At 69.6% G+C, this 14704-nt stretch carries 15 protein-coding genes and 1 tRNA gene; 6 read left to right on the forward strand and 10 right to left on the reverse strand.

What is annotated here, in order from left to right; all coding sequences use genetic code 11:
- Positions 1-13: 13 nt before the first annotated feature.
- Both ACFYZQ_RS09115 and ACFYZQ_RS09120 read left to right on the forward strand, forming a co-directional pair.
- Positions 14-991, forward strand: a complete 978-nt coding sequence (locus tag ACFYZQ_RS09115) for an ArsA family ATPase (protein ID WP_389143591.1) — start codon at positions 14-16, stop codon at positions 989-991.
- Positions 988-2325 carry an ArsA family ATPase gene (locus ACFYZQ_RS09120; RefSeq protein WP_389143594.1) on the forward strand — a complete coding sequence of 446 codons (1338 nt, stop codon included), beginning with the start codon at positions 988-990 and terminating at the stop codon, positions 2323-2325. Before ACFYZQ_RS09115 ends, ACFYZQ_RS09120 begins: the two co-directional genes overlap by 4 nt.
- An 11-nt stretch (positions 2326-2336) precedes the next feature.
- Here the strand turns inward: ACFYZQ_RS09120 and wblA are convergent, their stop codons facing one another.
- Positions 2337-2675: a transcriptional regulator WblA gene (gene wblA, locus ACFYZQ_RS09125; RefSeq protein WP_389143597.1), complete on the reverse strand. Its 339-nt coding sequence runs from the start codon at positions 2673-2675 to the stop codon at positions 2337-2339.
- A gap of 567 nt (positions 2676-3242) precedes the next feature.
- Here wblA and ACFYZQ_RS09130 point away from each other — a divergent pair.
- Complete coding sequence (locus ACFYZQ_RS09130) at positions 3243-5552, forward strand: transglycosylase domain-containing protein (protein ID WP_389143599.1); 2310 nt, start codon at positions 3243-3245, stop codon at positions 5550-5552.
- 127 nt (positions 5553-5679) lie between these two features.
- Here ACFYZQ_RS09130 and ACFYZQ_RS09135 read toward each other — a convergent pair whose 3' ends face one another.
- Positions 5680-6147 (reverse strand): GatB/YqeY domain-containing protein, encoded by a 468-nt coding sequence (locus tag ACFYZQ_RS09135; protein WP_389143602.1) that lies wholly within the window; start codon positions 6145-6147, stop codon positions 5680-5682.
- A gap of 93 nt (positions 6148-6240) precedes the next feature.
- On the opposite strand from ACFYZQ_RS09135, the gene ACFYZQ_RS09140 reads away from it, so the two are divergent.
- Both ACFYZQ_RS09140 and ACFYZQ_RS09145 read left to right on the forward strand, forming a co-directional pair.
- Complete coding sequence (locus ACFYZQ_RS09140; protein ID WP_389143605.1) at positions 6241-7167, forward strand: metallophosphoesterase; 927 nt, start codon at positions 6241-6243, stop codon at positions 7165-7167.
- 101 nt (positions 7168-7268) lie between these two features.
- Positions 7269-7342 (forward strand) — tRNA-Pro (locus ACFYZQ_RS09145).
- A 164-nt stretch (positions 7343-7506) separates the two neighbouring features.
- Here ACFYZQ_RS09145 and ACFYZQ_RS09150 read toward each other — a convergent pair.
- The 4 genes from ACFYZQ_RS09150 to ACFYZQ_RS09165 are packed head-to-tail and all read right to left on the reverse strand — an operon-like array spanning position 7507 to position 9733.
- Positions 7507-8130 (reverse strand): hypothetical protein, encoded by a 624-nt coding sequence (locus tag ACFYZQ_RS09150; RefSeq protein WP_389143607.1) that lies wholly within the window; start codon positions 8128-8130, stop codon positions 7507-7509.
- A gap of 29 nt (positions 8131-8159) precedes the next feature.
- A complete protein-coding gene (locus ACFYZQ_RS09155) occupies positions 8160-8582 on the reverse strand; it encodes an arsenate reductase ArsC (protein ID WP_389143610.1) in 423 nt (140 codons plus the stop codon).
- 30 nt (positions 8583-8612) lie between these two features.
- On the reverse strand, positions 8613-9356 hold the full coding sequence (locus ACFYZQ_RS09160) for an aquaporin (RefSeq protein WP_389143612.1): 744 nt from the start codon (positions 9354-9356) through the stop codon (positions 8613-8615).
- Positions 9353-9733 (reverse strand): ArsR/SmtB family transcription factor, encoded by a 381-nt coding sequence (locus ACFYZQ_RS09165; protein WP_389143614.1) that lies wholly within the window; start codon positions 9731-9733, stop codon positions 9353-9355. Before ACFYZQ_RS09165 ends, ACFYZQ_RS09160 begins: the two co-directional genes overlap by 4 nt.
- A 79-nt stretch (positions 9734-9812) precedes the next feature.
- Here ACFYZQ_RS09165 and ACFYZQ_RS09170 point away from each other — a divergent pair, with 79 nt between their 5' ends.
- Positions 9813-10286 carry an ArsI/CadI family heavy metal resistance metalloenzyme gene (locus ACFYZQ_RS09170; RefSeq protein WP_389143615.1) on the forward strand — a complete coding sequence of 158 codons (474 nt, stop codon included), beginning with the start codon at positions 9813-9815 and terminating at the stop codon, positions 10284-10286.
- Positions 10287-10367: 81 nt separating this feature from the next.
- Here ACFYZQ_RS09170 and ACFYZQ_RS09175 read toward each other — a convergent pair whose 3' ends face one another.
- The 4 genes from ACFYZQ_RS09175 to ACFYZQ_RS09190 all read right to left on the reverse strand — a co-directional run bounded on the left by ACFYZQ_RS09175 (position 10368) and on the right by ACFYZQ_RS09190 (position 14702).
- Positions 10368-10871, reverse strand: a complete 504-nt coding sequence (locus tag ACFYZQ_RS09175) for a YbaK/EbsC family protein (protein ID WP_389143617.1) — start codon at positions 10869-10871, stop codon at positions 10368-10370.
- 32 nt (positions 10872-10903) lie between these two features.
- Positions 10904-11734, reverse strand: a complete 831-nt coding sequence (gene ddaH / locus ACFYZQ_RS09180; RefSeq protein WP_389144709.1) for a dimethylargininase — start codon at positions 11732-11734, stop codon at positions 10904-10906.
- A gap of 185 nt (positions 11735-11919) precedes the next feature.
- Positions 11920-13221 (reverse strand): MFS transporter, encoded by a 1302-nt coding sequence (locus ACFYZQ_RS09185; protein WP_389143619.1) that lies wholly within the window; start codon positions 13219-13221, stop codon positions 11920-11922.
- 95 nt (positions 13222-13316) lie between these two features.
- Entirely contained in the window at positions 13317-14702 is a 1386-nt protein-coding gene (locus ACFYZQ_RS09190) for an FAD-binding oxidoreductase (protein ID WP_389143621.1), read from the reverse strand.
- Between the last annotated feature and the right edge of the window lie 2 nt (positions 14703-14704).

Genomic DNA, 14704 nt, shown 5'->3' on the forward strand with positions numbered 1-14704 from the left:
TAGGCTCGAAGACGTGAGCAGGCTCCAGGTCGTCAGCGGCAAGGGCGGGACCGGAAAGACGACGGTCGCCGCCGCACTCGCGCTGGCCTTGGCCACGGAGGGGAAGCGGACGCTTCTCGTCGAGGTCGAGGGCCGGCAGGGCATCGCACAGCTCTTCGAAACGGAGGCGCTGCCCTACGAGGAACGGAAGATCGCGGTGGCTCCCGGGGGCGGGGAGGTGTACGCGCTCGCCATAGACCCCGAACTGGCCCTTCTGGACTATCTCCAGATGTTCTACAAGCTGGGTGGCGCGGGCAGGGCCCTGAAGAAGCTCGGCGCCATCGACTTCGCCACCACCATCGCGCCGGGCGTGCGGGACGTCCTGCTCACCGGCAAGGCGTGCGAGGCGGTGCGGCGCAAGGACCGCAGCGGTCGGTTCGCGTACGACTACGTGGTCATGGACGCGCCGCCGACCGGTCGCATCACCCGCTTCCTCAACGTCAACGACGAGGTCGCCGGCCTCGCCAAGATCGGCCCGATACACAATCAGGCACAGGCCGTGATGCGGGTGCTCAAGTCGCCCGAGACGGCCGTTCACCTGGTGACGCTGCTCGAGGAGATGCCGGTCCAGGAGACCGCGGACGGGATCGCCGAGCTGCGTGCGGCGCGGCTGCCGGTGGGCCGGGTCGTGGTGAACATGGTCCGGCCCGAGGTGTTGGACGAGGCCGATCTGGAACTCGTGCGGACCGTGGAGCACACCGCCGTGGCCAGGTCGCTGTCCGCCGCCGGGCTGGGCGGGGCGCGGCGCGGCGGAAGTGCCGAACGGCTGGTGGATCCACTGCTGGAGCAGGCCGCGGAGTACGCCGAACGGTATGCGCTGGAGCAGGAGCAGCGTGCGGTCCTCGGCGAGCTGGGCCTGCCGCTGCACGAGCTGCCGCTGCTCGCCGAGGGCATGGACCTGGCGGGCCTGTACGAACTCGCCCACGAACTGCGGAATCAGGGGATGTCATGAGTCCGGACCCGACCCAGGCGCAGGACACCGCACGCCACCGCCTCTCCCCCGCGCGCGTGCTCGACGTCGATCCGCTGCTCGACGACCCGAAGACCCGGATCGTGGTGTGCTGCGGCTCGGGCGGGGTCGGTAAGACCACCACCGCGGCGGCGCTCGGGCTCAGGGCCGCCGAGCGGGGCCGCAAGGTGGTCGTCCTCACCATCGACCCGGCGCGCAGGCTGGCCCAGTCCATGGGGATCGACTCGCTGGACAACGTGCCGCGCCGGGTGAAGGGCACGGAGGGCGGCGGCGAACTGCACGCCATGATGCTCGACATGAAGCGCACCTTCGACGAGGTCGTCGAGGCGCACGCCGATCCGCAGCGGGCGGCCGCGATCCTGTCCAACCCGTTCTACCAGTCGCTCTCGGCGGGCTTCGCGGGCACGCAGGAGTACATGGCGATGGAGAAGCTGGGGCAGCTGCGGGCGAAGGACGAGTGGGACCTCATCGTCGTCGACACGCCGCCGTCGCGCTCCGCGCTGGACTTCCTGGACGCGCCGAAACGGCTCGGATCCTTCCTGGACGGCCGGCTGATCCGGCTGCTGACCGCTCCCGCGAAGCTGGGCGGGCGCGCGGGAATGGCCTTCCTCAACGTCGGCATGTCGATGATGACCGGCACACTGGGCAAGCTGCTGGGTGGTCAGCTGCTGAAGGACGTCCAGACGTTCGTGGCCGCCATGGACACCACCTTCGGCGGCTTCCGTACGCGCGCGGACGCCACGTACAAGCTGCTGCAGGCACCCGGCACGGCGTTCCTGGTGGTGGCGGCCCCGGAGCGGGACGCGCTGCGCGAGGCCGCGTATTTCGTCGAGCGGCTGGCCGCGGAGGACATGCCGCTGGTCGGGCTGGTGCTCAACCGGGTCCACGGCAGCGGGGCCGACGGTCTGTCGGCCGAGCGTGCGCTGGCCGCCGCGGAAAATCTTGAAGAGCCCCGCATTGTGGATCAGGGGGGCGGGAAAGCTGGACTTCGTAACTCTCCCGACACGCACGGCAGTTCAGAACCCTCTGCCGCGCCGGACGCTGCGGAACCGCAGCAGCAGCGCGCGGCGGAATCCCCCACGGCGGACCCGTCCGTCGACCGGCTCGCCGAGGGCCTGTTGAGGCTGCACGCCGAGCGCATGCAACTGCTCTCCCGCGAGCAGCGCACGCGTGACCGCTTCACCGCGCTCCACCCCGAGGTGGCGGTGGTGGAAGTGCCCGCGCTGCCCGGCGACGTGCACGACCTGGCGGGACTGCGGGGCATCGGCGACCGGCTGGCGGCCGGCCGGCCGGAGCTTTCCCAGGACAGGTCCTAGACCCCGGGCGGTCAGCTCACGGCCGCGTAGTTCTCGTACACCTCGTCGTCGTCGAGGGGCACGATTCCGGTCCCCCGCTCGTACTCCGAGCGCGCGGTCTCCAGGAGCCTGCGCCAGGAGGTCACGGTGGGCCGCCTGCGCAGCAGTGCACGGCGCTCACGCTCCGTCATGCCTCCCCACACGCCGAACTCGACGCGGTTGTCCAGCGCGTCGGCCAGACATTCGGTGCGTACCGGGCATCCGGTGCACACCGCCTTGGCCCTGTTCTGCGCTGCTCCTTGAACGAACAGTTCATCCGGATCGGTAGTGCGGCAGGCAGCCTGCGCACTCCAGTCGATTACCCAGCCCATACCGGCGCCGTCCTCTCCCGAATCGAGGCTCCCCCACGGCGGCAGCGGCATATTCACCGCCGCCAGTTGAGGACGTTACGGAAGGTGGGCACAGCGCAACACCCCCTTCGGGCCCAATCTTGAATGGCCCGAACGGACTATGGGTAAGCGGCAGATCACCCGCGGGAGTGAGCTGGTGACATGCGTGATCATTCCGGCAAACCGGTACAGCTATGGTGCGTCACAACGGGCGCCGGGTGACACAAGAGGCGGATTCGGACACGCCGCCCGCAAAAAAATTGGGCTACATCCGGAACGATTCGGGGTCGCGGGACGTATTGATACGTGGCCGTACTGCTGTGACAGTTGAGAGCAGCTTAGGCCAAGGCTGTCGCGCGTGTCCGGCGAATGAGAAGGTAGGCACCTCTCTTCGCGGTGTCGCCGTCTTGTCGCGGTGCCGTCGGCTCTTTGCCGTGCCGCCCTTCTCTTCACGGTGCCACCCGCCCGCCGAGGTCACGATCCGGCACTGGAACATCCCGAGAAGCAGCCGCTCCGTCGGAACTCACGACTACGGATTAGGCTGCCCTCATGCCAAAGAAGCGCTCGGGCGGTGGCCTGACGGCCACGCAGCAGGCCGCCAAGTTCCTCGGTGTCAGTGTGCTCGCGGGAGCGGTGATGGCCGGCATCGCGCTGCCCGCGGCCGGCGCGCTCGGACTCGCGGCCAAGGGCACGGTCCAGGGCTTCGACGAGATCCCGGCCAACCTCAAGAGCCCGCAGCTCAGCCAGCGCACCGCCATCCTGGACAGCACGGGCCACAAGATCGCCTCGGTGTACTCCCGGGACCGTACGGTGGTGGACCTCAAGGACATGTCGCCGTACATGCAGAAGGCGATCGTCGCCATCGAGGACTCCCGCTTCTACCAGCACGGCGCGGTCGACCTGAAGGGCATCCTGCGCGCCCTGAACAAGAACGCGCAGGAAGGCGGGGTCGCCCAGGGCGCCTCCACGCTCACTCAGCAACTCGTGAAGAACTACTTCATCGAGGAGGCCGGCGACGACCCGACGAAGGTCGCGCAGGCCACCCAGCAGACGCTGGGCCGCAAGATCCGCGAGCTGAAGTTCGCCATCCAGCTCGAGGACAAGCTCGGCAAGAAGAAGATCCTCGAGAACTACCTGAACATCACCTTCTTCGGCGAGCAGGCCTACGGCGTCGAGGCGGCCGCGCAGCGCTACTTCTCCAAGCACGCCAAGGACCTGAACCTGCAGGAGTCGGCCCTGCTGGCCGGCATCGTGCAGTCCCCGAGCCGGTACGACCCCGTCAACGACGAGGCCGAGGCCACCAAGCGGCGCAACGTCGTGCTCACCCGCATGGCCCAGGTCGGCGACATCTCGACGGCGGAGGCCGACAAGGCCAAGAAGGCCCCGCTCGGCCTGCACGTCAGCCAACCGAAGAACGGCTGCATCACCTCCACCAAGGGGGCCGCCTTCTTCTGCAAGTACGTCGAGAACGTCTTCCTCACCGACCCGACCTTCGGCAAGACCCGCGAGGCGCGCGCCAAGCTCTGGAACAAGGGCGGCCTGACCATCCGCACGACGCTCGACCCGCAGTCCCAGAAGTCGGTGCAGGCCTCCCTCAAGGACCACGTCTACAAGTCCGACCGGGTCGCCGCGGCCGCCACCCTGGTGGAGCCCGGCACCGGCAAGATCCTGGCGATGGGCCAGTCGAAGCCGTACGGCTACGGCAAGGACGAGACCGAGTACAACTACTCCGTCAACCGCGACATGGGCGGCTCGAACTTCGGCTTCCCGACCGGTTCGACCTTCAAGCCGTTCGTGGCCGCGGCCGCCATCGAGGGCGGCAAGCCCGCGACGCAGGAGTACTCGTCGCCCTACAAGATGCCGTACCCGAGCCCCGTGCAGACCTGCAGCAGCAAGCCGTGGGTCAACGACCACTCGTACACGGTGGAGAACGAGAGCCAGTCCGAGGTAGGCCCGTTCCGTATGAAGGAGGCGATGGCGAAGTCCGTCAACACCTACTTCGTGCAGCTCATCTCCGACATCGGCCTGTGCCCGGTGGAGAAGATGACCGACGCGCTGCACGTGGTGCAGGGCAACGGCGACAAGCTCCCCGAGAACCCCTCCATCGCCCTCGGCGCGATCGGCCTCTCCCCGCTGACGATGGCCAGCGCGTACGCCACCTTCGCCGACCGGGGCATGTACTGCACCCCGATCGCCATCGAGTCGATCAGCCAGAAGGTCGGTGACGAGCAGAAGTCGCTCGCGGTGCCGAAGTCGACGTGCTCGCGCGCGATGAGCGAGAAGACCGCCGACACGGTCAACACCCTGCTGCGCGGCGTGGTCGACTCCGGCACGGGCCAGCAGGCCGGCCTCAGCGACCGTGAGAGCGCCGGCAAGACGGGTACGACGGACGAGCGGAAGAACGCCTGGTTCGTCGGCTACACGCCCAACCTGGCCGGTGCGGTGTGGGTCGGCAGCGCCAAGCAGAACGTGAAGATGACCAACATCACCATCGGCGGGGTCTACCACAGCCTCGTCTACGGTGGTCAGGTCCCCGGCCCCATCTGGAAGGACGCCATGGACGGCGCCTTGGCCGGCAAGGACGCCCCGGACTTCAACCTCGTCAACATCCCGGACCCGGACAAGGGAAGGGACGACGGGAAGGGGAAGGGCAAGGGCAAGGGCAACGGCGGAAACGGCGGCGGCAACGGCAACGGAGGTGGCCTCATCGGCGGGCTCATCGGCGGAGCGAACGACGGCGGAACCACCGGCGACAACACCGGCTTCCCGAACCCCACCTTCTCCTTCCCCGAGAACTTCATCCAGGGGCAGGGCAACGGAGGGAACAACGGGAACGGCCACGGAGGCCCGAGGGGCTGACCGCACCGCGCCCGACGGCGGGGGCCGCACCCGGGGGTTGCCCGGGGTGCGGCCCCTTCGTCGTATTCGGTTTCGTCGTACTCGTTGTCGACGCGCCGCGGCCGGCCGGGGACGGGCCCCGGCGGGATCAGCCCGCCAGCAACTTCTTGACCGCGGCGGCGACCCGGCCGCCCTCGGCCTGGCCGGCCACCTTCGGGTTCACGATCTTCATCACGGCGCCCATGGCCCGCGGCCCCTCGGCACCGGCCGCCCTGGCCTCCTCGACGGCCTGGGCCACGATCGCGTCCAGCTCCTCGTCGGACAGCTGCTTGGGCAGGTACGCGGCCAGCACCTCGCCCTCCGCCTTCTCCCGCTCGGCCTGCTCGGCACGACCACCCTGCGCGAAGGCCTCGGCGGCCTCGCGCCGCTTCTTCGCCTCACGGGTGATCACCTTCTGCACCTCGTCGTCGGAGAGCTCGCGCTTCTCCTTGCCCGCGACCTCCTCCTTGGTGATCGCGGCGAGCGTCAGCCGGAGCGTCGAGGAGCGGAGCTCGTCGCGCCCCTTGATCGCGGCGTTGAGGTCGTCCTGCAGCTTCGACTTGAGCGTGGTGGTCATGGCTCGATTGTCGCAGGTCCGGTGACGCGAACGCCCGCCGATTTACGGGGCGGCCGTTCTCGATGCCTCGTCACGGTCTGACACGATGGAGGCATGCGCGCGCGATACGGAGTACCCCTGGGAGTTCTGGCGGCCGGCGCCGCCGGTCTGGTCTATGCGGCGGGTGTCGAGGTCCGCTCCTTCCGCCTCCGCCGGGTGACGGTGCCCGTCCTGCCCCCGGGGATGCGCCCGCTGCGCGTGCTCCAGGTCTCCGACATCCACATGGTCGGCGGCCAGCGCAAGAAGCAGCGCTGGCTGCGCTCCCTGGCGGGCCTGCGCCCCGACTTCGTGATCAACACGGGCGACAACCTCTCCGACCCCGAGGGCGTGCCGGAGGTACTGGACGCCCTGGGCCCCCTGATGGAGTTCCCCGGCGCGTACGTCTTCGGCTCCAACGACTACTACGGCCCGAGGCTCCGCAACCCCGCCCGCTACCTCCTGGAGAGGACCAGCGGCCGGCACGGCCTGAACGGCAACCCGCCCGTCGTGGGCGCGATCCACAACCCCTGGGAAGACCTCCGCGACGGCTTCGACGCTGCAGGCTGGCTGAACCTCACCAACACCCGGGGCGAGCTCAAGATCGAGGGCGTCTCCGTGGAGCTCACCGGCCTGGACGACCCGCACATCAAACGCGACCGCTACGCCCGCGTCGCCGGCGGCCCGTCCGCGTCGGCCGACTTCTCGATGGGCGTGGTGCACGCTCCGTACCTGCGCGTACTCGACGCGTACGCGGCCGACGGCTACCCCCTGATCCTGGCCGGCCACACCCACGGCGGCCAGCTGTGCATCCCCTTCTACGGCGCCCTCGTCACCAACTGCGACCTCGACACGGACCGCGTGAAGGGCCTCTCCACCCACACGGCGGACGGCCACACCTCCTACCTGCACGTGTCGGCGGGATGCGGCACCAGCCGCTACACCCCGGTACGGTTCGCCTGCCCACCGGAGGCCACGCTGCTGACGCTGGTGGCGCGGGACTAGAGGCCACACACTCGGCCCTCGCCCACCGCCACGAAACCCGATTTCGTCTCCGGCTCCCAGTGGGCTAGAGTAAACGTCGTCGCCGCGACAAGCAGCGACATCGGGGTGTAGCGCAGCTTGGCAGCGCGCTTCGTTCGGGACGAAGAGGCCGTGGGTTCAAATCCCGCCACCCCGACAGCCGTAACACCAGGTGGGCGCACCTAGGAACGTTCCTAGGTGCGCCCACCTGTTTTCGTGTGCGTGTCTATCTGCGTGGCCTCGTGACGATACGGGTTCGCCCAGGGGTGGCGGTTGGGCAGGATGGGCTGCTTCTTGCCGGCTGGAGCGGCGCAGTGCCGATCAATCCTTGAGGCGACGCTTCCACCACGGATCCCAACTCGCCGCGTGGGGATCAGGGAGTGTTCGTGAGACATAACGATCATCCAAGGAAGCAACCACCGTCAGAAACTCACGCCGGCTCCTGCGCCGCATCGAAGTCGCCACATCCTGCAACAGCGTTCGCGCGTGCATGTCCCTCCAGCCCGTTGTCCCGTAGCCGTGGTTCGCTCCCTGGTCCGGCCACTCGTGCAGAGCCAGAGCCCAGGACCGGAAGGCACAGGCAACATGCCCTGTCGGCAGCTGATGACGGGTCTCGAACCGAGCGATCTCGTGATGCGTCGCGGCGCACAGCCCGTCAATAGCCACGCGCCTGCCGGCCGGCACGCGTCGAGGCTGTTCGGCCCTGATCTCGCCCGGGGAACGGCGAGCCATGAGAACTTCCCGTATGACAAAGGACGGAGCATCTGACGGTACCGCGCAATGGCCATCGCTCGTCACCGCTGTGGCGGCACCGAGCAGACGGCTCGGGTGGGTGAACCACGCCTCGAAGCCCCATGGGCGATGCGGAATCTCGCCGACGGGACTTTCATCGATCCCATCCGCGTCGTAGATCTTCAGTACCTCGTCGGCGTGCTCAGAGCCCATGTCCACGATGCGAACGGCGGTCGCGGCACTCAGGATCGGCTCGCCGGGGCGATCTCGTCGAGCAGTCCGCGGATGCGCTTTTCGATCTCGTCGCGGATGGGTCGTACGGCGTCGACGCCCTGCCCGGCCGGGTCGGGGAGTTCCCAGTCGAGGTAGCGCTTCCCGGGAAAGACGGGGCAGGTGTCGCCGCAGCCCATCGTGATGACCACGTCGGAGGCCTGGACGGCCTCCACGGTGAGCACCTTGGGCACCTCGGCGGAGATGTCGATGCCCGCTTCCGCCATCGCTTCGACGACGGCCGCATTGACCGTGTCGGCGGGCGCGGACCCGGCCGAGCGGACCTGTACGCGGCCGCCCGCCAGGTGTGTGAGGAACGCGGCGGCCATCTGGGAGCGCCCGGCGTTGTGGACGCAGACGAAGAGCACGGACGGACGTTCGGCAGGGTTGTTCATGGCGGATGCGTCTTTCTGGGCGGAAGCCGGTCAGGGGAGTGTGGGGGCCGCGAGCTCGGAGTCGCCCTGAACGAAGGCGGGGGCGGTCCGTGCGGGCGCCGGGCGTCCGAACACAGCGACCACCAGCCCGAGCCCCAGCGCGGCGCCGACCAGTTGGGCCGCGATGAACGGGCCGAGCGAGCCGGGGGCGATGCCGGCGAAGGTGTCGGTGAAGGCCCGGCCGATGGTGACCGCCGGGTTGGCGAACGAGGTGGAGGACGTGAACCAGTACGCCGCGCCGATGTAGGAGGCCACGGCCACGGGCCCGAAGTGGGCGCGGTCTGTGCGGGCCAGTCCGAAGATCAGCAGGATGAGTCCGGCGGTCGCGACCACCTCGCCCAGCCACAGGTGACCGGCTGAGCGCTCATGGGTGGACCACTGCACGAGCGGCTTGCCGAACATGGCGTCGGCCACGAGGGCACCGGCGATGGCTCCGGCGATCTGGGCCGGGATGTACGCGGCGACATCCCGCGCGGTCAGTCCGTCCACATCGCGGCGCCCGGTGAACCAGGCCGCAAGCGTGACGACGGGATTGAAGTGCGCGCCGGAGACCGGCCCCAGGAGCGCGATGAGCACGGCCAGACCGAAGACCGTGGCCAGCGAGTTGGCCAGCAGCTGCACGCCGACATCCCTGGTCAGTTCGGTGGCCTGGACACCGGAGCCGACAACCACCGCGACCAGAGCCGCCGACCCCACAGCCTCGGCGACGGCCCGGCGGCCCAGCGGAGCGCTCATGCGGTTGCCTCGGCAGTCCGCGACGTCTTCAGGAAGGCGGCGAGCCGGTCGAGAGTGGCGGGCAGTGCCCAGTAGTAGACCCACGTGCCGCGCCGCTCGCAGTCGATCAGACCGGCCTGCCGGAGCAGCTTGAGGTGATGCGAGATCGTCGGTTGAGACAGGTCGAAGGCCGGGGTGAGGTCACAGACGCAGACCTCACCGCCCGCCCGCGAGGCGATCAGCGACAGCAGGCGCAGGCGTACCGGGTCGCCCATCGCCTTGAAGAGCTTCGCCAGCTCAGCCGCCTGGTCCTCGCCCAGCGGTGCGGTCACCAGCCCCGGGCAGCACGCGCCGTTCTCGTTGCTCTGTCCGAGCACCACAAGCTCTTGTTTCGACATGCGTCTATGTTGACGTCCCTCGATCCAAGGCGCAAGCTTGCATCGACAAACATCAATCCAAGCCGATGGGAGCCCTGCCATGTCCCGTGCTCAGCTCGCCCTGCGTGTCAGCGACCTCGAAGCCTCGATCACCTTCTACTCGAAGCTGTTCGGAACCGAACCGGCCAAGCGGCGCGAGGGCTACGCCAACTTCGCCATCACCGAGCCACCGCTCAAGCTCGTCCTGATCGAGGGCGAGCCCGGCCAGGAAACCGGCCTTGACCACCTCGGCGTAGAGGTCGAGTCCACCGAACAGGTCAACGCGGCCACCACCCGGCTCAAGGACGCCGGCCTGGCCACCTTCGAGGAGAACGACACCTCCTGCTGCTACGCCCTCCAGGACAAGGTGTGGGTCCACGGCCCCGGCAAGGAGCCCTGGGAGGTGTACGTCGTGAAGGCCGACGCCGACACCCTCGGCAAGAGCGCCGAACCCGACGCCACCGGCGACGGCTGCTGCACCAGCCAGGCCACCGAGGAGACCCCGGCAGCCGCCGGATGTGCATGCGGCCAGTGACTGCGGCCCAGAAGCCAGGCAGTGCATTCACTGCCTGGCTTCTGACGTTGCCGGGACGGCCGGCCCGCGGCGGGCCGTCGGTCAGGGTTCGCTCGTGATCGTCGCCACACGAGGGGACACCAGCGTGCGGTAGCACTCCGTGTGCAAGGCCACCGACTCGTCGAGGCGGCCCGTGTTGAAGAAGATCTCCTCGTGGGTGAGCAGGGCCGGGTCGGCGACCACGTCGAGGTCCGGGTCGAAGCTCAGCGGCATGATGGAACCGCTGACGCAGCCCGTCAGTTGCTCGGCGACCTCCCGGGCCGCGAAGGACGCCTCCCTGCCCTCGTACAGCGCGTTGAGCGCGGACAGGTCGACCCTGCGGTCCCCGGGCACCACCGCGATCACGTACCGGCGCCGCTTGCTGCTCAGCGCGACCCTGATGACCAGGCTCTTCGCGGCCTGGTCCAGGCGGTGGCCGCGCAGTGCGCTGGCCAGGTCGGTACGTCCCTGCGGCTCGTGGTTCAGGAGGCGGTACCGGGCGCCGCCCCTGGCGAGCAGGTCGAGCAGGCGGGTACGGCTGTCCGCAGTCGCGAGCGCGGAGGACATGGCGATCCTTTCCTTGAGGAGGACTCGGTGGCTCAGCGGTCGCGCAGCTCCAACGTGCAGCACTTGACGCTGCCGCCCGCCTTGAGCAGTTCGGTGAGCTCGACCCCGATCGGCTCGAAGCCACGGGCACGCAACTGGGTCTGCAGGCCCTTCGCGGCGGTCGGCAACAGCACATGGCGTCCGTCGGAGAAGGCGTTGAGCCCGAAGACGGCGGCGTCCTCGGCCGTGGCGATCACCGCGTGCGGGAACAGGGCCCTCAGCACGGCCTGGCTGCCCGGTGTGAACGCGTCGGGGTAGTACATGATCTCGTCGTCGGACAGGACCGCGAGCGCGGTGTCCAGGTGGTAGTGCCTCGGATTGACCAGCGTCAGCGAGGTGACCGGCAGCCCGAAGAACTCCTGCGCCTCGGTGTGCGCGCGGATGTCGGTACGGAAGCCGGTCCCGGCCAGGATCCGCCGGCCGACGGTGAGGAGGTCGCCCTCGCCCTCGTTGATGTGCTCCGGCCACAGCACGTCCCGGTAGCCGCGCTCCTCGAACCAGCGCAGATAGGCGGGCCCCTCGGCAGTGCGCTCGGCGTGCCGGAAGCGGGCGCCGAAGACCCTGCCGTCGACGACGGTGGCGCCGTTGGCCGCGAACACCATGTCGGGCAGCCCCTCGACCGGCTGGATCTCCTCGACACTGTGGCCGAGTTCGAGGTAGAGGTCGCGCAACTGCTCCCACTGGCGCACCGCGAGCGTGGTGTCGGTGTCCCGGGTGGGGTTCATCCAGGGGTTGATCGAGTACGTCACGTCGTAGTGCCGGGGCCGGCACATCAGCAGCCTGCGGCGGGTGGCGGTCCGGGCGGGCTGGTCGGCCGGGTACATGGAGACGCTGGGCGCGATGGTGTCGGTGACCGGCACGGTTGCTCCTTGAATTCGCTCATGGGTGATGAGGTACGGACGGGTCTCAGGGGTGGTGAGGAGGAGGCAGGGCTCAGGGGTGGTGAGGCGCCCGGCCCGCTCGCTCGGGTGTGGTGGACGGGCCGGGAGGGCCGGAGGGCTCGGTGGGTTCAGCGTCCGCTGGGGACGGGGGCCTCGCCCGGGACTTCCTCGGCTTCGGCGGTCTCCTCAGCCGCGTCCCGCGGTTCGTCCGAGGGGCGCAGTCCGGCGAAGGCCAGGGCCGCCGCCAGCGTGCCGAGGACCGCGCACGTGGCCCAGACAGCATCGCCGTAGCGGGTCCACATCAGCATGCCGAGCGCCGGACCGACCGCCGAGCCGAGGCCGAACACGGTCTGGGACGCGGCGATGTAGCGGCCGCGGACCTTCTCGTCGGCCTTCGCCGGGTGCGCCCACAGGGTCGGCCCGCTGATCATGAGGCCGCCCACGCTGACGGCGGTGGTGAGCAGGACCAGCGCGGGCACGCTGCCGGGCAGGCCGTACCCGGCGATGCCGAGGCAGTAGACGAACGTACCCACGGTCGCGGCCGTGCTGGCACGCCAGCGGCTGACGCGTGCCGTCACCGCCAGTTCAAAGCTGATCAGTACGGCCGAGGACAGGGTCAGCACACCGCTGTAGAGGGAGGTGGGGTGGCCCGCCTTCTCGAGGTCGACCGGCAGCACCGCGAAGAACTGGGCGTACACCAGGGCGCTGAACAGCATCGAGGTCAGGTAGAGCAGGAAGCGGTGGTCGCGCGCCATGGTCGCGTACGCCGAGCGCTGGGCCTCCTGCTTCGCCGTGCCCTGGTCCTGCTCGGCGGTGGTCGACGCCGGCCGGGGCAGCAGGGTCGCGGCGAGCAGGCCGTACAACAGGGCCGTCGAGCCGTCCACCCAGAACAGCAGGTTCCAGTCGATCTGGATGAGGCCCGCGGCGAGCAGCGGACCGGCGGCGGCGCCGATGTTCATGGCGATGCGCAGCATCGAGAAGCCCATGACGCGGAACTCGTCCGGCATCAGCTCGCTCAGCAGCGCGGAGGCGGCCGGACGGTACGACTGGGTCATCATGCCGAGGACGACGACCACGCCGAGCAGGAACGGGTAGTCGCCGGGGTCGGCCAGCCAGGGGATGAGGAAGACCAGTACGGCCGAGCAGCTCATCGCCATGGTGATGGTGTTGCGGGTGCCGAGCCGCGAGGTCAGCTCGCCGCCGAGGAGCGTGCCCGCGACCGCGCCCGCTCCGTAGGCGCCGAGCAGGAAGCCCGCCTTGTCGACGCCGTACCCGCGGTGTGCCAGGTACAGCACCAGGAAGGTCTGGACGAAGGCGCCGAGCTGGTTGAGCAGCACACCGCCGAGGAGGTAGCGGACCGAGCGGGGCGTGGCCCGCAGGGCGTCGAGGACGCCGGGCGCGGCGCCCTCCTTGGGCTTGGACACACTCATGGCTTTCACCTTCGTAGGGGGGAGGAACCTTCCCGGGCCGTCGGCGGACCGGAAGCGGCGGGCCGGAGCGGCGGGCCGGAGCAGCGGGCCGGGTCTCAGGAACCGACGGCCTGGTCGAAGGAGAAGACCCCCTCGGGGTCGTACTTCTGCTTCACCTGGACCAGGCGCCGGTAGTTGGCGCCGTAGTAGGCCTCGCGCCAGTCCGTCAGTTCGGGGTCGACGAAGTTCTGGTAGGCGGACCCGGTGACGTGCGGGGCCATGGCGGAGTGCAGGCCGTCCAGCCAGTCGAGGTTGGCGGCGACCCGGTCGGGGCCGTCGTCGTCCGTCCAGGAGGTGTCCATGGAGACCAGGAACAGGGTGTCCCGGTGGACGAACGCGGTGGCGTCCGGGGCCACTCGGTTGATGGCGCCGCCCCAGGAGAACAGGCCCACCCCGCCGCCGTCGGCGTTGTGGCTGCCGGGCCAGCGCTCGACCCAGGACAGCATGGTCTCGACGCCGTCGGCGGACAGCGGCTCGCGGATGTAGTTGGAGCGGAGCGCGAACTGGTCCCCGGAGGTGGCGTGGACCATGTACTTGTTGGCCTCCCAGAACGTGCGCTCGACGACGTCCCGGGACACCGGGGCGGCCGCCGTGAGGACCGGGTCCAGAATCTCCAGGCACTCGCTCGCCGGGCCGAAGTACTGCCCCTGGAGGGTGACTTCGGCGTTATCCCGGATCGCGCCGAGTCCGGTGCCGTGCGTCCACGCCCCGAGCCGCGCCGCGAAGTCGTCCGGTGCCCGCTGCACCATGCGCTGCCCGGCCTCCAGGACGGCGGCCGCGTCGGACCACTTCCAGGTGAGGTAGAAGGTGGTGACGTCCGGGACCGGACGGGCCTGGAAGGTCAGGGACACGTTGATGCCGAAGTTGCCTCCGCCGCCGCCCTTGCAGGCCCAGAACAGGTCGGGGTTCTCCCGCTCGTTGGCGACCGCGAGGGAGCCGTCGGCGAGGACCAGGGTGGTCTCCACCAGGGCGTCGGCGGTCAGGCCGTAACGGCGTGCGGCGAACGCGGCGCCGCCGCCGAGCGCCAGGCCCGCGACGCCGACGGTCGGGCTGGTGCCGGTGGAGAAGACCATCTCGTACGGCTGCATCGCGTCGTAGACATGGCTGATCTTGGCGCCGCCGCCCGCGACGACCAGGCCGGTGGAGCCGTCGGCACGGGTCTGGGTGAGCCGGCTGAGGTCGATGACCAGGCCGTCGCCCACGGAGTAACCGGCGAAGCTGTGGCCGCCGTTGCGGGCGACGACCGGGACGCCCTGCTCGCGCGCCCAGACGAGGGCCCGCTGGACGTCTCCGGTGTGGGCCGCGGTGAGCACGGCGGCCGGGGCGCGGTTCCTGTAGCGCGTGTTGAACAGTTTCGAGCCGACGCGGAAGCCGGCGCTGCCCGGCAGGAAGACGCGCCCCTCCACCTCGCCGGCCAGCCCGGAGTAGTCGACGCCGACCACGG

The organism is Streptomyces sp. NPDC001843 (genome assembly GCF_042891955.1).
Classification (GTDB): Bacteria; Actinomycetota; Actinomycetes; order Streptomycetales; family Streptomycetaceae; genus Streptomyces.